22 protein-coding genes are annotated in these 23,300 nt (G+C 36.2%); 2 read left to right on the forward strand and 20 right to left on the reverse strand.

The features are described from left to right. Positions 1–18: 18 nt before the first annotated feature. The 4 genes from U8519_RS02385 to parE form a co-directional block, all read right to left on the reverse strand. Positions 19–954, reverse strand: coding sequence for a manganese-dependent inorganic pyrophosphatase (locus U8519_RS02385; RefSeq protein WP_334328726.1), 936 nt, complete (start codon positions 952–954; stop codon positions 19–21). Positions 955–976: 22 nt separating this feature from the next. After that, positions 977–1,936: a LysR family transcriptional regulator gene (locus U8519_RS02390; protein ID WP_334328727.1), complete on the reverse strand. Its 960-nt coding sequence runs from the start codon at positions 1,934–1,936 to the stop codon at positions 977–979. Positions 1,937–2,026: 90 nt separating this feature from the next. After that, positions 2,027–4,468, reverse strand: a complete 2,442-nt coding sequence (parC, locus tag U8519_RS02395; RefSeq protein WP_334328728.1) for a DNA topoisomerase IV subunit A — start codon at positions 4,466–4,468, stop codon at positions 2,027–2,029. Between the two features lie 10 nt (positions 4,469–4,478). After that, positions 4,479–6,479 carry a DNA topoisomerase IV subunit B gene (gene parE / locus U8519_RS02400; protein ID WP_334328729.1) on the reverse strand — a complete coding sequence of 667 codons (2,001 nt, stop codon included), beginning with the start codon at positions 6,477–6,479 and terminating at the stop codon, positions 4,479–4,481. A gap of 220 nt (positions 6,480–6,699) precedes the next feature. Here parE and plsY point away from each other — a divergent pair, with 220 nt between their 5' ends. After that, on the forward strand, positions 6,700–7,317 hold the full coding sequence (gene plsY / locus U8519_RS02405; protein ID WP_334328730.1) for a glycerol-3-phosphate 1-O-acyltransferase PlsY: 618 nt from the start codon (positions 6,700–6,702) through the stop codon (positions 7,315–7,317). 24 nt (positions 7,318–7,341) lie between these two features. On the opposite strand, the gene U8519_RS02410 is transcribed toward plsY, so the two are convergent. From U8519_RS02410 to U8519_RS02465, 12 genes are all read right to left on the reverse strand, one after another. Beyond that, positions 7,342–8,217, reverse strand: a complete 876-nt coding sequence (locus U8519_RS02410) for an aldose 1-epimerase family protein (RefSeq protein WP_334328731.1) — start codon at positions 8,215–8,217, stop codon at positions 7,342–7,344. An 11-nt stretch (positions 8,218–8,228) separates the two neighbouring features. Beyond that, a complete protein-coding gene (gene hslU, locus U8519_RS02415; RefSeq protein ID WP_334328732.1) occupies positions 8,229–9,665 on the reverse strand; it encodes an ATP-dependent protease ATPase subunit HslU in 1,437 nt (478 codons plus the stop codon). A 15-nt stretch (positions 9,666–9,680) separates the two neighbouring features. Continuing rightward, a complete protein-coding gene (gene hslV / locus U8519_RS02420; protein WP_334328733.1) occupies positions 9,681–10,205 on the reverse strand; it encodes an HslVU peptidase proteolytic subunit in 525 nt (174 codons plus the stop codon). Between the two features lie 13 nt (positions 10,206–10,218). After that, the gene (xerC, locus tag U8519_RS02425; protein ID WP_334328734.1) at positions 10,219–11,118 is read right to left on the reverse strand and encodes a tyrosine recombinase XerC; all 900 of its coding nucleotides are present in this window, start codon (positions 11,116–11,118) and stop codon (positions 10,219–10,221) included. Further along, the gene (topA, locus tag U8519_RS02430) at positions 11,118–13,202 is read right to left on the reverse strand and encodes a type I DNA topoisomerase (RefSeq protein WP_334328735.1); all 2,085 of its coding nucleotides are present in this window, start codon (positions 13,200–13,202) and stop codon (positions 11,118–11,120) included. Before topA ends, xerC begins: the two co-directional genes overlap by 1 nt. 112 nt (positions 13,203–13,314) lie before the next feature. After that, entirely contained in the window at positions 13,315–14,139 is an 825-nt protein-coding gene (gene dprA, locus U8519_RS02435) for a DNA-processing protein DprA (RefSeq protein WP_334328736.1), read from the reverse strand. Positions 14,140–14,165: 26 nt separating this feature from the next. Next, positions 14,166–14,951, reverse strand: a complete 786-nt coding sequence (locus U8519_RS02440) for a ribonuclease HII (protein WP_334328737.1) — start codon at positions 14,949–14,951, stop codon at positions 14,166–14,168. Continuing rightward, positions 14,941–15,795 (reverse strand): ribosome biogenesis GTPase YlqF, encoded by an 855-nt coding sequence (gene ylqF / locus U8519_RS02445; protein ID WP_334328738.1) that lies wholly within the window; start codon positions 15,793–15,795, stop codon positions 14,941–14,943. Before ylqF ends, U8519_RS02440 begins: the two co-directional genes overlap by 11 nt. A 9-nt stretch (positions 15,796–15,804) precedes the next feature. Then, positions 15,805–16,029 carry a YozE family protein gene (locus U8519_RS02450; RefSeq protein WP_334328739.1) on the reverse strand — a complete coding sequence of 75 codons (225 nt, stop codon included), beginning with the start codon at positions 16,027–16,029 and terminating at the stop codon, positions 15,805–15,807. Between the two features lie 19 nt (positions 16,030–16,048). Next, positions 16,049–16,645 (reverse strand): YpmS family protein, encoded by a 597-nt coding sequence (locus U8519_RS02455; protein WP_334328740.1) that lies wholly within the window; start codon positions 16,643–16,645, stop codon positions 16,049–16,051. A gap of 2 nt (positions 16,646–16,647) precedes the next feature. Beyond that, positions 16,648–17,508: a DUF459 domain-containing protein gene (locus tag U8519_RS02460; protein WP_334328741.1), complete on the reverse strand. Its 861-nt coding sequence runs from the start codon at positions 17,506–17,508 to the stop codon at positions 16,648–16,650. Between the two features lie 44 nt (positions 17,509–17,552). Beyond that, the gene (locus tag U8519_RS02465) at positions 17,553–18,395 is read right to left on the reverse strand and encodes a DegV family protein (protein ID WP_334328742.1); all 843 of its coding nucleotides are present in this window, start codon (positions 18,393–18,395) and stop codon (positions 17,553–17,555) included. A 300-nt stretch (positions 18,396–18,695) separates the two neighbouring features. Between U8519_RS02465 and trhA the strand changes: the two genes are divergently transcribed. After that, on the forward strand, positions 18,696–19,349 hold the full coding sequence (gene trhA, locus U8519_RS02470; RefSeq protein WP_334328743.1) for a PAQR family membrane homeostasis protein TrhA: 654 nt from the start codon (positions 18,696–18,698) through the stop codon (positions 19,347–19,349). On the opposite strand, the gene U8519_RS02475 is transcribed toward trhA, so the two are convergent. The 4 genes from U8519_RS02475 to U8519_RS02490 all read right to left on the reverse strand — a co-directional run bounded on the left by U8519_RS02475 (position 19,346) and on the right by U8519_RS02490 (position 23,293). Then, positions 19,346–19,837, reverse strand: coding sequence for a dihydrofolate reductase (locus tag U8519_RS02475; protein WP_334328744.1), 492 nt, complete (start codon positions 19,835–19,837; stop codon positions 19,346–19,348). The genes trhA and U8519_RS02475 overlap by 4 nt on opposite strands. An 11-nt stretch (positions 19,838–19,848) precedes the next feature. Then, positions 19,849–20,808 carry a thymidylate synthase gene (locus U8519_RS02480; protein ID WP_334328965.1) on the reverse strand — a complete coding sequence of 320 codons (960 nt, stop codon included), beginning with the start codon at positions 20,806–20,808 and terminating at the stop codon, positions 19,849–19,851. 11 nt (positions 20,809–20,819) lie between these two features. Then, positions 20,820–22,712 carry an ABC-F family ATP-binding cassette domain-containing protein gene (locus U8519_RS02485; protein ID WP_334328745.1) on the reverse strand — a complete coding sequence of 631 codons (1,893 nt, stop codon included), beginning with the start codon at positions 22,710–22,712 and terminating at the stop codon, positions 20,820–20,822. 116 nt (positions 22,713–22,828) lie between these two features. Next, positions 22,829–23,293, reverse strand: coding sequence for a hypothetical protein (locus U8519_RS02490; RefSeq protein ID WP_334328746.1), 465 nt, complete (start codon positions 23,291–23,293; stop codon positions 22,829–22,831). Positions 23,294–23,300: the final 7 nt, after the last annotated feature.

The following is a 23,300-nucleotide window of genomic DNA, read 5'->3' on the forward strand; positions in this document are numbered from 1 at the left end:
GCTTTCATAAAATTATCATTAGAATTTTTCATTTAGTGGTGGAACGATTTGCTTCTTACGTGAAACAACGCCTGGCAATGATGCCTTGTTATCTTCTACCTTAGTATTAAGAGCATTTTCGAAAACTGAGATAGCATTTTCATCACCTAATACCAAACCAGTAGTATCGCTTGTTAAAATGTTTGTGATTAACAATACGAATAGATTGTAACCTTCTGATTCGTTTTCAGCTTTGATATCAGCAGTGAATTCTGCTTCTCTCTTCAAAGTATCTGGAATATCAACAGTGTTTACTTGAGCAATACGAACACTGTTACCATTCATATCAAAACTCTTAGCATCCATATCGATAAGTTCTTTAGTTGACTTGCTGTCAAGATTGGTTCCTGCTTTAAGCATTTCCAAACCATATGATTGATAATCGATACCAGCAGTCATTGCTAGGCTTTCAACAGCAGCCTTATCTTGATCGGTTGTTGTAGGTGACTTCAATAGAAGTGTATCTGAGATAATAGCTGATGCCATCATTCCAGCAATGTTAGCTGGAATTTCAACATTTTGTTCAGCGTACATCTTCCAAAGGATAGTACTTGTACAGCCAAGTGGTTCTGCACGGTAGTACAAAGGATTAGCAGTTTCGAAGTTAGCGATTCTGTGATGATCAACAACGTGTGTAACATTAAGATCAGCAATATCATCCAAACTTTGTTGTCTTTCGTTGTGGTCTACAAGCATAACAGACTTAACTTCACCGTTTGCAGCAGAGATAATTCTTGGGAATTTGTAATCAAATTTATCAAAAACAAATTTTGTTTCTTCATTAGGTTCACCCAAAGCAACAGCCTCAGTATTGTAACCTAATTCATTTTGTAGATGTGAGTATGCAATAGCTGCAACAACAGCATCTGTATCTGGATTTTTGTGTCCGAAAACTAATTCTTTTTCCTTAGTCATTCTAAATTTCCCCTTTTTTAATTTATCTTGAAGACTTCAAACGATCGATATAATTCTTATCAGCTAAGAAATTATCCCACTCGCCGAGAAATTCCTTTATTCGAGGAATCTTCTCTTTGTCTTCCCGATATACAAATGATAATTCACTTGATACCGTTGGTTCAAGTGGTGTTTGATAAAGTTTAAACATTGATGCATGTGCGATGCAAAAACTCAATGGTAAAACAGTGTAAATATCTTCTGAACTCTGCGCGAATTTCAATAATTGATATGGAGAAGAGAACCTAGCGACTACATTCGGTTGATCCACCAACGCATTTCTAAATCTTTCTTTTAGTAAATCAGATAAATAATAGTCTTTTAAGTAAGCAGCCCATGGCTTCTCAATGGCATCCCTATAACTGGCAATACCCTTCTTGTAGATCTTCTCATTATTGTGTACCAAGACAATATTATCATTAATGATTTTCTTAGATTTATAAATCTTCCAATTCTTAATGTTCTTATCCGGCAAATACATAATAGCCAAATCAATACGATTGTTTTCAATATGGTCCCAAATCTCTTTACGAGTCAAGAGATTCAAGTCGATCTCAACATTTGGATTGATACGATTGTATTCCACAATGAAATCTTCAATGACCATTGACTCAGCAGTCGATAATAAGCCGATACTGATCGTACCAGACTTATCAGAAGATTCCTGTTGAATCTTGTCCGTAACTGAATTGATCACATCAAAGATCTCATGCGTTGCCTTCAAAAGTGAAGTCCCCGCATCGGTCAGGTAGATTTTCTTGCCCATGCTATAAAACAAAGGCACCCCAACAACTTTTTCAATTTTTTTGATTTGTTGAGTCAAAGCTGGTTGGGTGATTCCTAACGATTGAGCAGTTTTTGTATAGCTCATATTTTTTGTTAATTCGTCAAAATAGTTCAATGCTTTAGAACTAAATACGCGTCTTGATTTTTCGTCTAACAATAAGACGTCCTCCTAATCATTGTGAAAAGATATTTCTAATTCCATGGAACAATCATACTATACAAACTAAAAATAATCTTGTTGTATTTATTATTTTTCCATTACATTTTTCACAAATCTAATTGGATTACCATCAGTCTCTGGATCCATGATAAATGAACCATTTGAATATCGATCAGCATTTTGATGTGAACTCTCATCTAACGAAATTTCTTGATTAGTATCAGTAACAACTGACAGTTCTTCATTGCCTGAAATATTAGTAACTAATGCCACTCTATGCGGTGCACGTTTCAATTCTCTTAAGGTTAAAACACCTCGTCTAGCACGACTAGTAGATGGTATCTCTGATAATTTCATTTGTTTATATGAACCACGTTGCGTAAGTAACGCTATCTTGTCACTGTCATTTGTCGTAAAGAAATAACCCGCCAATTCATCGTCATCTTTTAGACTGACGAACTTAACACCAACTGCTTTACTACCTACGACCGGTACTTCATCCAATGGAAAGGCTGAAGCATATGAGTGTTTAGTAAAGACATAAACTTGTCCAGCTGTGTCCTCAGGCACATAGTACACGTCCATGACTTTGGTGTCAGCAGCCTTTAACTTACTATAACGACTAGCACGTGACTTGTATGTTCTACCTGGTAGTAAATCGTTGAAGGCAACTTGCTTAATGTAATTCTCACTAGTACCAATCAAGAAGGTACCCTTTTCTTCTAAGTCCTTAAATACAAATGCCTTTAAAATAGATTCGTCATTTGCCAAACCAATTTCTTGTGACAAATGAGATCCCGTATCTTTCCAGCGATTATCATCAACTTCGAAGATCTGTCGGTAGATCAGATTACCCTTATCAGTAAAGATAAATAAGTGATCCAAAGTATTAACTTCTTGATCAAGAATTGGATAATCCTCATCTTTAAGCCCGTTATCAGTCGCATCTGATGCCTGGTATGAACGTAAACTACTACGTTTTACATAGCCATCATGACTTACCAATAGTCGAACATCTTCACTAGCAACTAAAACACTAGTATCTACTTCGATGTCAGCCACCTTAGCCTCGATCTTCGTACGACGATCATCAGCATATGTGTCACGAACCTTACGTAATTCTTTTTTAATTACTTTCATCAAAGTAGCAGGATCATTAATTATTTTGTCTAGAGAAGCTATTTGATCATTCAATTCCTTATCTTCTTTTTGTAACTCAGTAACATCAGTATTAGTTAAACGATAAAGTTGTAATGAAACAATTGCTTCTGCTTGGTCTTCACTAAATTGATATTCTTTGACCAAATTATTCTTAGCGTCAGATTTGTTCTTACTGCCACGAATAGTTTTAATGACCTTATCTAATATCGACAACGCCTTGATCAGGCCTTCAACAATGTGCAGGCGTTTCTTAGCCTTATCTATATCAAACTTACTGCGTCTTAAAACAACGTCTTTTTGATGTTCAACATATTCCTTAAGGATCTGAACCAAACCGACCTGTTGTGGACGCATGTCAGCAATAGCAACCATATTGAAGTTATACGAGATCTGCAGATCAGTATTCTTGAATAGATAATTCAAGATACCTTGTGCGTCAACATCTCGCTTCAATTCAACAACGATCGATAGACCTTGACGGTCACTTTCATCACGAACTTCAGCAATACCCTCGACTTTTTTAAGGACACGCATTTCATCCATTTTCTTAACCAAGAGTGCCTTATTAACCTCATAAGGAATCTCCGTAATAACGATCTGTGACTTGTGTCCACGAAGCTCCTGGATAGAAGTCTTTGAACGAAGATAAACCTTGCCTCGTCCAGTTTCATAAGCTTCGCGAATTCCTTCAGCACCTTGTAGAATCCCACCAGTTGGGAAGTCAGGTCCCTTAACGATTTCCATCAAGTCATCCAAAGTTGCTGTGGGTTTATCGATCAATTTGATAGTAGCATCAATTACTTCACCCAGATTATGTGGCGGAATCTCTGTCGCATATCCCGCTGAAATACCAGTAGCACCATTGACCAAAAGGTTAGGAAATCTTGCGGGTAATACTTTTGGTTCTTTTTCAGTATCATCAAAGTTCCATTCCATATCAACAGTAGCTTTGTTGATATCACGCAACATCTCAGTAGAAATCTTACTCAATCTAGCTTCGGTATAACGCATAGCAGCTGGTGGATCACCATCCATTGAACCATTATTACCGTGCATCTCGATTAAAGGATCACGCAATTTCCAATCTTGAGATAAACGTACCATTGCTTCATAGATCGAAGAATCACCATGGGGATGGAAGTTACCCATAACATTACCAACACCCTTGGCAGATTTTCTAAATCCTTTGTCAAAAGTATTCCCATCTACGAACATTGAGTACAAAATTCTTCTCTGTACCGGCTTCAAACCATCTCGAATATCTGGTAAAGCTCTTTCTTGAATAATTGATTTTGAATATCTCTCAAAACGATCGCCCATTATTTTTTCTAACGGTAGATCTTGAATTTTAGGAGAATTGTTAGCCAATATATATCACCTATTCCTTATTCAATAAATCATCGACGATTTTATTATCAATTGGATCCGTCTCATCGACTTTTTCCAAGATATTGTCGCCCTCTTCAGTTCCGTTGAATCGAACGTTCTTTTCGATCCAGTCACGTCTAGGTTTTACTTTATCACCCATCAATGTCGTTACACGACGTTCAGCTAAAGCGGCATCGTCAATATTAACTCGAATTAAAATTCTTGATTCAGGATCCATGGTTGTATTCCACAACTGGTCAGCATTCATTTCACCAAGACCTTTGAATCGTTGCAGGTCATAACCTTTACCCATTTCTTTAATAGCACTCTTCAGTTCATCAGGTGTCCAGCAATACTTCATTCTCGTCTTCTCACCTTTACCTTTTTGTAACTTGTACAAAGGAGGCAAGGCAATATAGACATGTCCTGAATCGACTAGTGGTCTCATGTAGCGATAGAAGAATGTTAGTAGCAATATTTGAATATGCGAACCATCATCATCAGCATCAGTCATGATAATGATCTTGTCATAATTACGATCTTCCAATTTGAAGTCAGCACCAACGCCGGCACCAATTGTATAGATCATTGTATTTATTTCTTCATTTTTATAAATATCTTCTAATTTTGCTTTTTGAGTATTTAGAACTTTACCACGCAATGGCAAGATTGCTTGGAACTTACGGTCTCGACCTTGTTTAGCAGAACCGCCGGCTGAATCACCCTCGACTAAAAACAGCTCATTCTTAGCTGAATTCTTAGATTGCGCTGGAGTAAGTTTTCCGGACAATAATCCATCGGTCTTTTTGTTTTTCTTACCATTTCGACTGGATTCACGTGCTTTTCTTGCGGCCTCACGTGCCTCACGCGCCTTCAGAGACTTCTTTACAAGAGTTTTGGCCTGTTCACCATTCTCCATCAAATAAAAGCTCATCTGCTCGTAAACAAGCTGATCAACGGCTGATCTAGCCTGAGGTGTGCCTAGTTTTCCTTTAGTCTGGCCTTCAAATTGAAGTATCTCTTCAGGAATACGCACTGAAAGAATAGCTGATAATCCTTCTCGAACATCACTACCTTCAAGATTCTTACTATTCTCCTTCAATAAACCAACTTTTCTAGCATAATCATTGAAGGCTTTAGTAAGTCCTGATTTCATACCTGATTCATGCGTACCACCATCAGCAGTTCTAACATTATTTACGAATGAAATAATGTTCTCTGAGTAACCGTCGTTGTATTGACCGGAGAACTCAATTTCCATGTCGGAATTAGTACCTTCAACATAAAAAATACCACCAATAGTATCTTTGTCTTCATTCAGATACTTAACGAAAGATTGAATTCCATCTTCATAATGGAAAACGTCGTTCTTTTCTTCTTCGCCACGTTTATCAGTAATAGTGAATTTAACACCCTTGAGTAAGAATGCTGATTCACGCAATCTTTCAGCCAAAGTATCGTAATTATACTTAGTAGTTTGGAAAATACTAGCATCAGGTTTGAAACTAATAGTTGTTCCACTGTCTTCTTTGGTAGATCCAGTTTTCTTTAAAGTACCAACTGGATGTCCACCATTTTCGAATCGTTCCTCGTATACTTTATGGTCACGTACAACACGTACAGTCATCCATTCGGATAACGCATTAACAACTGATGATCCAACACCATGCAGTCCTCCAGAAGTCTTGTAACTATTCTCAGAGAACTTACCACCGGCATGAAGCACTGTTAAGATGACTTCGATTGTTGGCTTACCGCTGGAGTGCATCCCTGTAGGCATACCACGACCATGATCGACAACAGTAATACTACCGTCACGATTAATTGTTACGTTTATTTCTTTTCCAAATCCTGATAGTGCTTCGTCAACCGCATTATCAACGATTTCATAAACCAAATGATGCAGTCCGCGTGAATCAGTTGATCCGATGTACATACCGGGTCTCTTACGAACAGCCTCTAGGCCTTCCAAAATCTGGATCGACGAATCATCATATGATGATTTTGGCATTTATATCATTCCTTTTTTATTAATTACTAGCTCGACATTTTACTATTATATCACTATATTTTAACATCAAAGAATCTTTTTTGAACATATGTTCGTTTTTTTAACTTTTACTTTTTAGTCATTTTAGTAGATAATGTCTAAGTTGGTATTTGTTATTCGAAATAAAAATACCTTAGAGTTACAATATACCAAAAAATAAAACTTAGAGAGTGATTTTTATATGAAACTTCTCATTTGTGCAATTTTAGCCTACTTAATTGGCTCATTTCCAACTGCATATATCGTTGGTAAAGTATTTTTCCATAAAAATATCTTTAACTATGGTAGTGGAAATGTCGGAACAACTAATGCATACCGTGTCTTCGGACCATATGCAGGTACAGGAGTCCTAATAGTCGATATTTTGAAGGGAACATTAGGTGCTCTAATGCCCGTCTTCTTCGGGCTCGATCATCACTGGATTTTATTCATTGGAATTTTTGCCGTCATCGGTCACGTATTCTCAATTTTTCTTAAATTCCGTGGTGGTAAAGCTGTTGCTACCAGTGCTGGTATTTTACTAGCATACAATCCCTTGCTATTTTTAATTTGTTTCATCTGCCTAGCAACGATTGTCTATGTAACTAGTATGGTAAGTGTGGCTAGTTTAACCACTGTGTTATTCTTCGCCATTGCTTCAATATTCTTACACGACTGGATACTAACGACAGCAGCGGTTATTGTAACTATAATCGTCTATGTACGTCATATACCTAATATTAAGCGTCTGTTGAAAGGAAAAGAGAATCTCGTTCCTATCGGATTAGCTTATAAACGACAACAAAAAAACGACCATTAATTTGGTCGTTTTTTTTGTTATTCTCTATTGTATTGAAATGCTAAAGTAAGCTTCAAATTGTTCGTTAGGAGCTAATTTGTTCACACCATACTTTGTCTTGAAGTTATTGTCGCTATCTTTCTTATCAGCAAGTCCCCACCATGGTTCGATACACATGAAGTTACCTGCATCCGGATAAGTTGACCACATACCAAAGTACTTAGCGTTACCAGTATCAAGAGTGATCTTGTGATCTGATTTTTCACTTGAGATCGACACTACAGCTGGATCATTCAAACGATATACTACAGCATCGTCCTTGAATTCTTCGCGATTCATTGGGAAGTTTTGATCTTCAACTTTGTGTTCACCATCAAGATCGATTTGATGTTCCACGATAGGAATACTTGATCTTGTTTCTGCTGGATCAACTTTTACGTTATAATCCTCAAATTTAAGACCATCATCAAATGGTACTGAGAAGCCAGGATGTGCACCGATATTGAAGTACATATCTTCTGATTCTTCCAAACTGTCAACTAAGTAGCTGATTTGTACAGTATCTTTAACTAATTGATAAATAACACTTAACTTAAAGTGATATGGATATTTAGCAAGACTTGCTTCACTAGTTGTCAATGTTAAGACAAGTTTTGAATCTGTTTGTGATTCTAAAGTAAACTCTTGATCTCTAGCAAATCCATGTTGTGTCATCTTATATTCATTGCCATCAACAAAATAATGGTCATCTTTTAAACGTCCAACGATTGGGAATAGGATTGGTGCATGTCTTCCCCAAAACTTAGGATCTGCTTGCCAAATAAATTCTGCATCTTTGCCATTTTTAATGCTGCTTAATTCTGCACCCTTTGAGTTGACCTTAACGGTCAAGAAGTCATTCTTTAATTCGTACATTTCCATAATCTTTCCCCCTAGAGAATATAACGCGATAGATCCTGATCATCAGCAATCTTGCCGACTTGCTCTTTGACGTACTCACGAGTAATTGTGATATCACCCATTTGCATATCTGGACCTTCGTATAGAATATCTGCCAAAATCTTTTCTAAAACTGTAGCCAGTCTTCTGGCACCAATGTTCTGATTAGTATTATTAAGGTTGTAAGCGATTTTTGCAATCTCTTCAACTGATTCTTTAGTAAAAGTTAAATGAATTCCATCTGCACGAGTCAATGCTACATATTGTTTTGTCAAAGCATTATCAGGTTTAGTTAGAATTTGAATAAAGTCTGCTTCAGTCAAATCTTGTAATTCAACACGAATTGGGAAACGTCCTTGCAATTCAGCAATTAAATCACTAGGTTTACTTTCAGCGAAGGCACCTGAGGCAATAAATAGAATGTGGTCTGTATTGACCGCACCATACTTAGTATTGATTTGTGAACCTTCAACGATAGGCAAAATATCACGTTGAACACCCTCACGTGAAACTTCACCAGAGTTTTTCTTGCTGCCAGCAGCAATCTTATCAAACTCATCGATAAAGATGATTCCGTTGTTTTGTGTACGTTCAATTGCTGATTGATAAATTTCATCATGATCAACACGTTTTTGTGATTCTTGTTGGATCAACAATTCACGAGCTTCACTTACAGTCAAAGTTCTAGTGATCATTTTCTTAGGCATTAAAGAATCCATCATACTACCCATATCAAGACCCATTTGAGCCATCTGATCATTCATTGGATTTACTTTGCGTGATTCTTCAACCTTAATGGTTACTTCTCTATCTTCAAGAAGTCCCTTATCCAATTGTTCCTTCACTGTTAAACGTTGATCACGGACTTCGTCAGTTACTTCAGCGTTGCTATCAGGATCCTCATCGTTATTTTGACCACCCATAGCTTCTTGTAAGTTCGTAGAATTTTGCAGGTTATTTAACATAGACATAAAGTCCATGTTGTTATTATTTTGACGTTGTTCTTTTTTGATTCCAGGAACTAATAGCTTAACTAATTTTTTATCAACATCACGACGAACTTCAGGACGAATCTCATCGAATTTTTCTTTTTCTTCCATCGTAACTGCAACATCAACTAAGTCACGAACCATTGATTCTACATCACGACCGACATAACCGACTTCAGTAAATTTTGTAGCTTCGACTTTTACAAATGGTGCTTTGACCACTTTAGCAAGACGTCGAGCAATTTCAGTTTTACCAACACCAGTTGGTCCGATCATCATTAAGTTCTTAGGTGTTATTTCTTGTTGCAATTTCTTTGGTACTTGCATACGGCGGTAACGGTTGTACAAAGCAATCGCTACTGCCTTTTTTGCATCATCTTGTCCAATAATATAATTATCTAATTGAGCGACTATTTCTTTCGGTGTTAAAATGTTGTCCATTTATTACTCTCCAATTTAAAATTTGTCTGAAATAATATTATCGTTTGTAAAAATATCAATTCCTGAAGCAATCTTGATTGCCTCACGTGCCATTTGTTCGGCATCCATATCTTTGGCATGACGTTGCATGGCGATTGCCGCAGCTTGAGCAAAATTACCACCAGAACCGATAGCTACAACATCCTCATCAGGTTCAATGATCTCACCACTACCAGAAATCAATAATAAATTATCTTTGTCCATAGCAATCAACATAGCTTCTAGTTTTTGAAGAGTTGGATCTTTTCTCCAGTCTTGAGCCAACTCAACCGCCGCACGTTTAAGATTACCTGAATATGATTTTAATTTTTTCTCTAACCAATCTTGTAACGTAATGGCATCAGCCACACCACCAGCGAATCCGATAACCACTTGATCATCGAAGATACGTCTGATCTTATGAGCTGAGCCCTTCATAATAAATTTCTCGCTTAATGTAACTTGACCATCACCAGCAATAGCTGTATGACCATCATGCTTAACTGCAACAATTGTAGTCATTTACTTACCTTCCTTATCTTGGAAAATATTTTTTGTAATCTTTTTGGAGATGTTCCATTGTCACATGAGTATAGATCTGAGTAGTTGATAAACTGGAATGTCCTAATAATTCCTGAACTGTTCGTAAATCAGCTCCGTGATCTAACATGTGTGTGGCAAAGGTGTGACGGATCATATGGGGATGTATATCAGAAGTCAAACTAGTTTTTTTGATAATTTGATTCAAGATGTATTCAATTCCTCGGCTCGTCAAACCCTTACCACGGTTATTAACAAAAACAAATTGATGATCCTGCTTATTAGCTTCCATCAATTTGTTTCTACCGTTATCAATGTACCTTGTTAGTGCATCCCTTGAATAACTGCCAAAGGGTACATAACGATCTTTGTCACCTTTACCATGCACCAGGACGATGTTATTCGTGAAGTCTAACTGTTCTAACTCCAAATTAGCACATTCACTAACACGCATCCCCGTCGCATATAATAATTCTAACAAAGCTGAGTTCCTTTGGGAAAGAGGATCTTCTCCCTTAACCGCTTCAAACAACTGATCCATTTCTTTTTCATAAAAGAAACGTGGCAGTTTACGACCTTTATGACGTAATTGAACTAGGTCAAACGGATTAGTCTTGATGAATTTATTACGCAACATAAAATTATAAAAAGAACGTAATGCTGAAATCCTTCTAGCAACTGTCTCATCTGCATAGTCTTTTTCATCCAAGAACGTCAAATAAGTTTCAACATCGACCCGATTAACTTTTGTGAATCCTTTGAAACCACCATTTTGATCTAAGAACTTAACAAAGTTATCGATATCTTCCAAATATGATTTCTTCGTGTCATCAGAATAATGATGGTTGATCATCAAATAATCAATAAACTTATCAATTAAATCTTGTTCGATCACTATTTTTGAACCTGCTCTTCATAATCGCCATTAGGACAAATAACTTGGCGACCACCTTTAACTTTCTTTTCGACTAGGTAGTGGCCATCCTTAGGACAATCACGGCCAATTGGCTTATCCCAAGATACGAAGTCACAATCAGGATATCTTGAACAACCGTAAAAAATACGATTCTTCTTAGATTTTCTTTCGATAACTTGACCTTTTTTACATTTAGGACAAACTACGCCGATCTCTTTAACGATAGGTTTAGTATTACGACAATCTGGGAATCTTGAACAAGCATAGAATTTACCATAGCGTCCCATCTTGATGACCATAGGTGCGCCACAAATATCACAGTCCATACCAGCTGGTTCATCTTTGATCTGAACTTTTTCAATTTTGCTTTCAGCTGACTCAAGTTCCTTAGCGAATGGTTTGTAATAATGATCAACTACTTGAACCCAATCTTCTTTGCCTTCTTCGATCTCATCCAATTCATCTTCAAGATGGGCTGTAAAGTCAATATTAACAACATCTGGGAAATAATCTTGAATCAAATTATCAACGATCTCACCAAGTTCAGTTGGTTCAAAACTCTTACCGTTCAACTTAACGTAATAACGTCTTTGGATAGTATCGATTGTTGGTGCATAAGTTGATGGACGACCAACGCCGTTTTCTTCCAAAGCCTTAACTAGTGAAGCTTCAGTATATCTTGCTGGTGGTTGTGTGAAATGTTGTGCCGGATCATTTGATTGAAGCTTAGCCTTGTCACCTTCGGCCAATTCAGGAAGAATATTATCTTTCTTATTTGACTCTGATGTACTTTGATAGACCTTGCGGTAACCTTCAAACTTGATCTTAGAACCATTAGCTCTGAACATCACACCGTTTTGTGTTAAATCAACAGTCATAGTGTCATAAACAGCTGGTGTCATTTGACTAGCAACAAATCTGGACCAAATTAGTTCATACAAACGGAATTGATCACGACTCAGGATTTCTTTTAGTGACTTAGGTGTACGTAATACTGAAGATGGGCGGATAGCCTCATGGGCATCCTGTGCCCCTTCTTGGTTCTTATCCTTACGCATCTTAACGGCTGCGAATGGTTCACCATATTCAGAATGAATGAACTCTGAAGCTTCAGCTTGAGCGACTTTTGAAATACGCTTGGAATCAGTACGCATATAAGTGATCAAACCTACGGTACCTTCCTTACGTCCTAGGTTAATACCTTCATAAAGTTGCTGTGCGATCATCATTGTTTTTCTAGTCTTAAAATTCAACTTACGGTTAGCTTCTTGTTGAAGTGAACTAGTTGTAAATGGTGCTGCTGGAAATCTCTTACGTTCCTTCTTAGTTACCTTTTCAATTTCAAAATCATCTTTTTTATTGATACGACCTAGAATGTCTTGAACTTGATCATTATTTTTTAATTCAACTTTTTTATGATCAACACCATAAAAATTAGCTTTAAATTTGTCTTTTCCATGTTTGAACATTGATTCGATCGTCCAATATTCTTCAGGGACGAACTTCTTAATGTCTTTTTCACGTTCAATAACTAACTTCAAAGCAATCGATTGAACACGTCCAGCACTTAAGCCTTTCTTTACCTTTGCCCAAAGGATCGGAGAAATCGAATAACCCACTAGTCTATCAAGAACACGTCGTGCTTGTTGAGCATCAACTAAGTTCATATCAATACTGCGGGGTGTTTTGAATGCTTGTTTAACTGTATCTTTGGTAATTTCGTTAAATACAACACGATTCTTACCATCAACATCTAGACCCAACAAATGGGAAACATGCCAGGCAATGGCCTCTCCTTCACGATCCGGATCGGCTGCTAGATAAACTCGTTTGGCTTTTTTAGCCTCTTTCTTTAAATCTTTAATGACGGGGCCTTTACCACGGATAGAAATATACTTAGGTTCATAGTTATGCTCGATATCAACACCCATTTGACTCTTAGGCAAGTCACGAACATGACCTAAACTAGCAACAACGTGATAATTACGTCCCAAATACTTCTCGATTGTTTTTGCTTTTGAGGGTGATTCAACGATCACCAAGTTCTTTTGTTTCGCTGGCACGTAAGTGCTCCTTTCTGAATGAATCAATTAAAAACTGTTCAATATATTATATGTTTTTTTAAAATTGTCAATTCAAATGATACATTTAATTACCTAATTGCGAAAGCGTTATCTACAATTCGTTAAAATTAATTAGCGGAATTGCGCCTTCTTCGATCAATTTATTGCATCCCCGAGACAATGAATCACCGATTCTACCAGGGATGGCATAGACATCTCGACTCTCTTGCAGCGCAATTTCAGCAGTGATGAGTGATCCACTGCGTTCTTTTGCTTCTGTGATGATAACCTTTTGACTGACACCTGCGATTATACGGTTTCGCTGAGGAAAATGCCACCTTCTTATGTGGCAGCCTGGTGGATATTCACTGATCACAAGGCCAAATTTAAAAATTTCATCCTGCAATTTCTTATTATGAGTTGGGTAATAATCATCTAAACAATTACCAATTATAGCAATCGTGTCAACATAATTATTCAAGGCCGCCTGATGAGCCCAGCCATCGACTCCCTTAGCTAATCCACTAACAACGGTATACTTGCCTTTGATCTTAGGAACAAGGCCGTTAATGCAGCGATAGCTGTATTCTGTGGCTTCTCTAGCTCCAACCACTGCAATACAGTCAGTTTTTAGTAATTTAATATTGCCACGATAAAACAATAATGCTGGAGGATTATATATCTCTCTTAAAATATCGGGATATTCATCACTAAGATAATTTATTGCTAAAATTTTTGATGTGTCATTACTCCTAAATAATGGAAGAAACTGGTTAAATTTTTCCCAGCCCCATTTGTCCTTTAAGAATAAAAATGCATCTTGTTCCAGATTATCACTATTCTGTGAGATTTTAATAATTTTAAGCATTTCTTGATTAGATATCATCATCGTCAAACGACATTTAATTAAAAAATTAGTCAATTCATTCATTTTCATATAAAAAAACCACCTTCGTAATTAAATTACGAAAATGGTGTCTGATACAACTTATTCGTTTTACGAACGGGTGAAAAGCTCATGCGATGAATTGGAGTTCTTCCAAACTCATCCAATGCTCTAAGATGCTCTTTTGTCCCGTACCCATCATTCTTTAAGAAACCAAATTCCGGATACAATTTATCATATGCACTCATCAATCTATCTCTGGATACTTTAGCAACTATACTGGCTGCACCGATACTTAATGATTTTGAATCACCTTTAATAAGCTTAGTCTGGCCAATATTGACCGGAATAGTCATGGCATCAACTAAAATATGGTCAGGTTTTAAATACAAGCGATCGACTGCGTCCTTCATAACTAATTCCGTCGCATGATAAATATTCTCTTGATCAATTAATCTTGAACTACCAACGCCAATACTAATATCAATAGCCTGATCGCAAATTTGACGATATAGCTCATCACGCTTTTTAGCAGTTAATTTCTTTGAATCGTCAACTTCATACAAAGTATTGTCAGCAGGCAAGATTACTGCCGCTGTAACCACAGGACCAGCTAACGGTCCGCGACCCACTTCATCAACTCCGGCAACGGTTAATCCATGGTCCCAATAGTCTCGTTCCAAGAATTCTTTCTTATGAAACTTATCGATCAATTCTGCTTTTTGTTGCTCTTTTTTAAAATATTGCGTTAATAATTTTTGAACACCAGCACGCTTATCGTCAGCTAATAATTCCAAATCATTTTGATCCACATTACCAGCCAACAATTCTTTAACGTCCTTGATGGTCAATTTATTCTTCATAAAATTCACCTGGAACATCTAAGGTCACACGACCTAATTTCAACTTACGTACATCTTCAATGATTCGTCTGGAAGCACGCTCATAATCTTCCTTATATCCGAATTTCTCAGTTAAATGCATTAATAATTCCGGTGTGGTGTGGTCAAACAAATCTTCTTTTTCAAGATTATATACATCCAACAAACGATCCAAATAATGAGTTTCTAAGAAATCCAAAGCATAAATAGCCACGTCATCTGGTGCATAAATTTTGTCTTTAATTGCACCAGACAAAGCCAACTTCATACCAACTTTGGGATCATCGATCTTAGGCCACAAAATACCTGGGGTATCTAATAAGTCGATATCGTATTTTGTTTTTAACCAATTTTGATTCTTAGTTACACCGGGTTTATTCCCAGTTACAGCCACATTTTTACCCACAATACGATTGAGAATCGTGGATTTACCAACATTAGGGATACCTATACACATTGCCTTGATACGATAATTCTTCACACCATTTTTTTCGTATTTAGCAATCTTATCAGCAAGTTCTTGATGGATCATACTATTGATCTTACCTAGACCTTTATTGTGCTTAGCATCTAATTCAATTGCTGAAGTTCCTTCTTGCTCAAAGTTAAGTTTCCAATCGTTAGTTAATTTTGGATCAGCCAAATCAGCTTTATTCAAAATAATTATGTGCTTTTTTTGGTCGATAATTTGTTCCAACACTGGGTTTCTAGAGCTAAAGGGTAAACGTGCATCAACGATTTCAAGTACAATATCAACCATCTTTAAGCGATCTTGTACTTGGTTCTTTGCCTTATTCATATGTCCTGGATACCATTGTAACGCCATATTTATCACCTATTTTCTGTCAGTATCTTGGTATTTTTGGTACACTTCATCAAAAATCGTCATACTTGGCAAATAGCCAGCATTTAATTCTAAATAGTCAGAGATCTTCTCATAATCAGTCTCTTGTTTAGGAAACGATTGATCACGATGAGCATTAGCCGCAAATTCTGCTTCTGGTTCAGTGCTATCTGCATTTCTTAATGTCATCAAGAATTCATAAAAACTCCGCTTCATTGTTCCTCCTTTGTGTAGCTTATTGTTTACTAGTAATTTTTTTGTTCATAATATCAAATTGAAGTTTATTATTCTTCAAATCGATCTTTTTAGCACGGATACCGTATCCTTCTTTAGTAGTGAACTTAGTAAATTTAAGCAAGATCGTCTTATCCTTACTGTTGACACTGACCCATTCAGGAACTTTAAAACTATTATTAATATAATTCATTACAAATGAAATTGGTAATGATAATTCACCAATTTTGATAGCTTTTGCCTTTAAAAGTACATCCCCATTGGTTTTGGCATATGGAGTCATGACAAGTGCAAAGTGAATCTTTGAACCTAAAAAGGCAATTGCTCCTGTCAATTCAGCATCCTTCTTTAACTTCAATTGGTACTCAGTTTTCCCGTCATTCAAAGTATTCTTAAGATAGTATTGTGCCATCTTATTAGCTTCTTGTTTGTTCATATCAACGGTAAAAACTTTATCATTCTGTGATTCGATCGTTGATGAAACACGATAAGTCTCATTTGAAGATCTCAATACTTTCGTACCAACAATTCCTAATCCTACTACCAAAACAGCAACTAGTGCTATAAATGCATATTTCCAATAATTCTTATTCTTCATAACTATTTAATCAGCCATTCCTTTGATGTTTTACTTACTTCCTCAAAAACCTTAGCAGTCATCATATCATAACCTGTTGCATTGGGATGAAAATGATCTTTTGTATACAAGTATGGATTAACACCATCTTTTTTAACTTTTTTAAGCGTCTTTTTAGATGTATAAAGATTATTTATATCTACAAAATAAGTATCATTAACCGTTGATGCTACTTGTGCTGAACCTTTATTCCAATTAATGAAAGCCGTTTTTGCATCCTTAATATTAGATAAATAAATACTAAAAGGATTATAAATACCAATCAAATAAATCGGTGCGTTACTATTGTAACTTCTAATATCAGATAGCAATTGCTTTAAACGTTCGTCAAATTGGGTCTGTTCATTACTAATGTCAGTGGCAGTCAAATCGATCCCCTTACGCTTAAGTAAATGCATGAAATCATTCCCACCCACTGTGACAGTAATGATATCCGCATTAGGCAAGTCTTTATGCATCTTGTCGTCATTTTGAATCCTAGTCATTATTTGATTACTAGTATCACCCGATACACCATAGTTATACGCATTAGTCTTAACTTTGTATTTGTCGGCAACTTTTTCCTTTAATCTGGTAACATAACCGCCACCAATCGACTTGGAATCACCAACACCTTGAGTTAAAGAATCACCAATTGCTACGATATTGATCGTGCTTTTCTTAGGAATAACTTTTTTCTTCTTTTTCTTAGCTACTTTTTCAATTTTATTACTGTTAACACTTTGATTACTGGTTTTTGATTGAGTAAAATAATAACCTAATCCGCCACCAATTGCTACTAAAACAATCACAATCACTGCGATCCAAATACTTTTTTTCTTCATAAATTAATCCATCTTTCAAAAAAAGCTGATGTTTTCATCAGCTTTTACTCTGTATAAAATTCAATTGCGAATGCTCCTGAACCTGCGTGTGTTGCAATAACAGGACTTGTTACTCTAATAAGTAAAGGAACATCTGGTACGATTTCTTTCAGTTTGTCTTTCAATTCATTTACATAATCCATCTTATCGACATATGAAATACCAATAGCTTTAATATTCTCTAAGCTCTTGATCTCTTCCATAACATTGCTCATGTATTTTTCAATTGTCTTACGGCCACGACCACGTTTAGCGATATCCAAACTGTTATTCTTTAGTGTCAGAACTAAGTTAATGTTCAACAAAGTTGATAAGGTACTTGCGAAGCGGCTCAAACGTCCACCACGTAAGATGTTCTCAATACTTGTTACACCCATGTATAAGTAAGTATGATCTCTGACAACTTCAATAGCTTGTTTGATCTCATCGATAGATTTACCCTCTTGAGCGAGTTGTGCAGCTTTGATAACTTGAAATGCTAAAGCACGATCAGTGAACTCTGTATCAACTACTTCCATATGGCGGTCTGTCATTTCAGCAACTTGTCTAGCAGCGTTAACTGTACCACTGATTGCCTCGGTCATATTCAAAGAGAGAATATCGGTATAGTCTTCAGGAACCTTGTCAATAACACTCATAAATGTACCAATGGAAGGTTGAGACGTCTTTGGTAATTCATTCGAAGAATCCATTTCCTTCACGAATTCCTCACGCGTAATATCAACACCATCTGTATAAGTGTTGCCATCAATATTAATTGTTAGTGGAACTACTCCAATATCAAACTTCTCAATTTCTTCTGGAGTGATTTGTACCGACGAGTCGGTAAGGATTTTTACTTTACTCATTTTATCCCTCTTTCATAGGGTTTTCATTATTATCGATTATAACAGATTTAAACTGCTATATTAAATGTTATTGATATATCAACGATTTTGAGTTTCTCATTAAGACAGCGACACTTCAAAAACACATTCATAAATTTTAACATCTTTTTCTATTATATTATACTTGATTCAAATATTGAAAATAAAAATAGACTTTCAAGACATTATTTGAAAGCCTATCAATTGTTACGCCATATCGGTTACTTATTATCAGAATTACGTTAAAATGTAATAAAGATACTATGAAAGTTGGTTTTAATTTTGGCTAAAAAAGTTAGAGCATTCACCAGACGATACTTGATCACAAATGAAATTTTTAGCGCCGTCACCCATGGTATTGGGATAATTCTAGCAATAATCGGTGCTGTATTTCTGTTGATCAAAGGTGCTAAACAAGGTGATCCACTGGCAATAACCGCATATTCTATCTATGCCTTCACCTTATTCTTTTTATATTTGAGTTCAACCCTTTTTCACAGTCTATATTTCACCAAAGCTAAAGGTGTCTTTCAAATATTTGACCACAGTTCAATTTTTTTGATGATTGCGGGTACTTACACACCATTTTGCTTAGTAGCTCTTAGAGGCTCTACTTTTGGCATTATTATCTTGTCAGTAATTTGGATCCTAGCAATACTTGGCATTTTGTACAAAATATTCAACGTTGGTAAATTCAAATACTTAGAAACATTACTTTATGTTTTGATGGGTTGGGCAATCGTCATTGCGATGAAGCCACTTTATCACTCTATTGGAGCAACTGGCATCTGGTTACTAGTTGCTGGTGGAATTGCTTTTACGCTCGGTGCATGCTTATATTTAATGAAAAATCTTAAATACATTCACGTTATCTGGCACATATTCGTCATGATAGGTACCGCATTAATGTATTTTTCAGTTTATTTTTACGTTTAAATCTTATCATAAGTTTCGAAGGTGTATGGATAGATATTATTATCATCCACGACACCTTCTTTTTTTTCAGTCAATTTGAATTTACTATAATCCAAATCGATCATTTTAACGTCCCCATCAAACTCGTGATCGATCCTAGTTAAATACAAGCGATCCACATCATTTTTGAACATCTCAAAGATACCCGCTCCACCAATTACCATAACTTCTTCGTCATCAGAAACAAAACTAGATAATTGCGACTTATCTGATAATAAAACTACTGATTCAGGTACTTGATAATTAGGATTACGTGAAATGACAATATTCAATCTGTGTGGGAGCGGACCATTAGGAAAGCTCTCATATGTTTTTCGTCCCATAACAATAGTGTGATGTGCTGTCACATCCCTAAAATGCTTTAGATCATTTGGTAAAGACCAAGGTAAACTTCCGTCTTTTCCAATTACATGGTTCTTATCTTCGGCCCAAACAAAACTAATAATCATCGATATTCTCCTTATACGGCAATAGGTGCCTTGATTGCTGGTTCTGGATTATAATCTTTAACTTTAATATCTGAAACATCCAAATCAAAAATACTCTTATCAGAATTGATCTCTAATTGTGGTCCTTCATGTGGTTCACGTGATAACTGTGTTTTAACTTGTTCAATGTGGTTGGAATAAATATGTGCGTCTCCAAGTGTATGAACAAAGTCTCCTACCTCCAGTCCAGTCTCACGTGCAATCAGATGTGTCAATAAAGCATAGCTGGCGATATTAAAGGGTACACCTAAGAATAGGTCACCACTTCTTTGATACAACTGACAAGACAACTTACCATCATTTACATAAAATTGGAACAATGTATGACATGGAGGCAAGGCCATTGACGGCACATCTTCTGGATTCCAAGCACTGACGATCATACGTCTAGAGTCGGGTGTGTTTTTTATCTGGTCGATGACATTACTGATTTGATCAATAAAACCACCATCACGAGTTTGCCAGTGACGCCATTGAGAACCATAAACAAATCCTAAATCACCATACTTCTTGGCGAATTCATCATTTTCTAAAATATTTTTGTCAAATTGACTCTTTTGGATTTTGTATTCTTTGGCAAAGTCCTCATCAACAAGGCTTCTGCGACCAAAGTCCGTCATGTCAGGGCCTGTATATTCAGAACTTTCGATATACTTCTTAAATGCCCATTCATCCCAAATGTGATTCTTATGTTCTAACAGGAAGCGAATATTAGTATCACCATGTAGGAACCACAATAATTCACTCTTGATCAACCCAAATGGCACTTTTTTAGTTGTTAAAAGTGGGAATGATTTTGTTAGATCAAATCGCATCTGATATCCAAAAGTACTGATCGTACCAGTACCAGTACGATCACTTTTTTTATGTCCGTTTTCTAATACATAATTTAAAAGATCCAAATATTGTTGCTCGTTAGTATTCGTCATGATTTCTCCTTAAATTACTCAAATTGACCTAAGTATTCCCAACGTTCCATTAACTTGTCGGCTTCAGCGTTTTTTTCATCCAACTGACGCTGAAAATCCATCAATTCTTGATACCCATTAGAATCATCATTCAATTGATTCTTCAAATCAGAAATTTCGTCATCTAATTTTTCGATTTGAGGTTCCAATTTATCAAACTCCATTTTTTCAGCATAAGTCAATTTTGTCTTTTTCTCAGGTTCTTTTTCAGCAACGGCTGCTTCTTGCTTTTTCTCTTTTGCTTCATGGTGCTTAGCTTGTTCTTGTTCGTTCATCTTCTTGAGATATTCGGAATAAGAATCATAACTCTCTTTAATTTTTCCATTACCCTCAAAGATCAGTAGCTTATCAGCTATTTTATCTAGGAAGTAACGATCATGGGATACAGCTAAGACAGTTCCCTTGAAGCTTTCCAAATAATTTTCGAGGATGGTCAACGTCTCAATGTCCAAATTATTAGTTGGCTCATCCAGCAGCAATACGTTCGGTTGATTCATCAAGATGGCTAGAAGATACAAACGACGTTTCTCACCACCAGAAAGTTCACGAATGAAGGCACTTTGCATATTGTGATCAAACTTGAAAGTATCCAACAATTGTGACGCAGACATTCGCTCTCCATCTGTATTGCGGACATTTTGACCAATTCCTTCTAGATACAAGATAACTCGCTTATCTGGATCCATGTCTTCAGTGTACTGAGTGTAATAACCGATTTTTACCGTCTGACCGGTCTTGATCTCACCAGAGTCGAGCGGAATCTTATTGACGATCGTATTCAAAAAGGTCGTCTTGCCAGAACCATTTGAACCCGTCACACCAATTCGATCTCCCTTAGTAATCAAATAACTGAAGTCATCGATTATAACTTTGTCATCAAATTTAAGACTGGCATTCTTAATATCAAATACATCATTTCCTAAACGTTGTTGAGCAATGTCGATCGACATATCTTTTTGTACATCAGGCTTGTCTTGCAGATCTTCCTTCAGATCCTTAAATCTATCGATACGAGCTTGTTGCTTAGTTCCACGTGCCTTAACACCGGCACGCATCCAATCTAGTTCCTTCTTATACATCTGTGTCTTATGATGTTGTTCAGAAGCATATATCTCTTCGTTAGCAGCTTTTTGTTGCAAATACTTCTCATAGTTACCATCGTATTCAGTTACATTACGATTCTCCAGCTCGAAAATTCTCGTTGCTACGGTATTCAAGAAATAACGATCATGGGTAACGAATAATACTGAACCCTTATACTTGTTCAGATAACCCTCTAACCAATCGATTGCTTCATAATCCAAGTGATTAGTAGGTTCATCGAGGATCAATAAATCGGAATCAGATATTAAAGTTTGAGCCAGTGCCACACGTCTCTGTTGTCCACCGGACAAATCTTCAACTTTCTTATCTAATTCAGTAATACCTAATTTATTCAAAATCGACTTAACATCTGATTCCATTTGCCAAGCTTCTGCCGCATTCATTTGTTCCTGCAACTTAAAGAATTCATCTTGAATCTTACTATCAGTTGAATTGGCATTGAATTTTGTTAAAGCACTCTCGTACTTTCTGATTAATTGGAATTTTTCACCACTACCAGCAAAAACAGAATCAATGACTGATAACTTCTCGTCAAGTTCTGGTTGCTGAGTTAAATAAGTGATCTTGTAATTCTTAGGTTTTTCGATCTCTATAGAATTCAAATCTTCCGGATTAACGATTCCATCAAGTAATGTTGTTTTACCAGCACCGTTAAGCCCTAGTAATCCTATTCTGTCACCTTCACCAATGGTGAAAGTTACATCTTTAAAAAGTGTTCTCTCACCAAATGACTTATATGCATTTGTGATATTTAAAGTTTTCAATTAATTCACCACGTTATTGTAATTTATTTACGTCTCTCTGATAGAGGATGTCCTGTTAATTATCACATAAAATTAGGCAAAACAAAAACCCCACAATCACTTGTGAGGCTTTTATTTTATAAATCTTTGTTGTATACATCGAAAACAGTATGTTCTTTATCGATTGAGATATAAAGATTTCCTGTCTTACTTGAAACTGCTGATGTTTGATAAACGTTATCTAGTCCTTCAGAATCTTTTTGTTTGAATGGGAAATAGATTTGCATTGGTTCTTTATCTTCATCGTCTTCAAATACAAGGTCACATTTTTCAATGTCTTGATACTTAATTACACGGTTGAACATTCCTTCAGTCATAGCAGCTGTAGAAACGTCAGTATCCTTAATGTAATCAGCTTCTGGTAGGATTTCAATTCTGAAACGTTTGCATGGGTGAATTTCTTGCATGCGTCCACCTTTAATACGTCCATAACTAGTAGTTACACGTGAAATCCAAACATCACTCATTTCACTGTGACTAACTGTCCAAGTATCATCATTTCTGAAGTAGAATTTTAATTCTTTAAAAACATGTTTTGTCATATTACCA

It is taken from the genome of Companilactobacillus sp. HBUAS59699, assembly GCF_036913575.1.
Lineage (GTDB): Bacteria > Bacillota > Bacilli > Lactobacillales > Lactobacillaceae > Companilactobacillus.

What these genes read in the sequence shown, in the direction of transcription:
- U8519_RS02385 (WP_334328726.1), bottom strand. Translation starts at nt 954, where the DNA reads ATGACTAAGGAAAAAGAATTAGTTTTCGGACACAAAAATCCAGATACA.
- parE (WP_334328729.1), bottom strand. Translation starts at nt 6,479, where the DNA reads ATGCCAAAATCATCATATGATGATTCGTCGATCCAGATTTTGGAAGGC.
- plsY (WP_334328730.1), top strand. Translation starts at nt 6,700, where the DNA reads ATGAAACTTCTCATTTGTGCAATTTTAGCCTACTTAATTGGCTCATTT.
- U8519_RS02410 (WP_334328731.1), bottom strand. Translation starts at nt 8,217, where the DNA reads ATGGAAATGTACGAATTAAAGAATGACTTCTTGACCGTTAAGGTCAAC.
- hslU (WP_334328732.1), bottom strand. Translation starts at nt 9,665, where the DNA reads ATGGACAACATTTTAACACCGAAAGAAATAGTCGCTCAATTAGATAAT.
- hslV (WP_334328733.1), bottom strand. Translation starts at nt 10,205, where the DNA reads ATGACTACAATTGTTGCAGTTAAGCATGATGGTCATACAGCTATTGCT.
- dprA (WP_334328736.1), bottom strand. Translation starts at nt 14,139, where the DNA reads ATGAAAATGAATGAATTGACTAATTTTTTAATTAAATGTCGTTTGACG.
- U8519_RS02440 (WP_334328737.1), bottom strand. Translation starts at nt 14,951, where the DNA reads ATGAAGAATAAATTGACCATCAAGGACGTTAAAGAATTGTTGGCTGGT.
- ylqF (WP_334328738.1), bottom strand. Translation starts at nt 15,795, where the DNA reads ATGGCGTTACAATGGTATCCAGGACATATGAATAAGGCAAAGAACCAA.
- U8519_RS02450 (WP_334328739.1), bottom strand. Translation starts at nt 16,029, where the DNA reads ATGAAGCGGAGTTTTTATGAATTCTTGATGACATTAAGAAATGCAGAT.
- U8519_RS02455 (WP_334328740.1), bottom strand. Translation starts at nt 16,645, where the DNA reads ATGAAGAATAAGAATTATTGGAAATATGCATTTATAGCACTAGTTGCT.
- U8519_RS02460 (WP_334328741.1), bottom strand. Translation starts at nt 17,508, where the DNA reads ATGAAGAAAAAAAGTATTTGGATCGCAGTGATTGTGATTGTTTTAGTA.
- U8519_RS02465 (WP_334328742.1), bottom strand. Translation starts at nt 18,395, where the DNA reads ATGAGTAAAGTAAAAATCCTTACCGACTCGTCGGTACAAATCACTCCA.
- U8519_RS02475 (WP_334328744.1), bottom strand. Translation starts at nt 19,837, where the DNA reads ATGATTATTAGTTTTGTTTGGGCCGAAGATAAGAACCATGTAATTGGA.
- U8519_RS02490 (WP_334328746.1), bottom strand. Translation starts at nt 23,293, where the DNA reads ATGACAAAACATGTTTTTAAAGAATTAAAATTCTACTTCAGAAATGAT.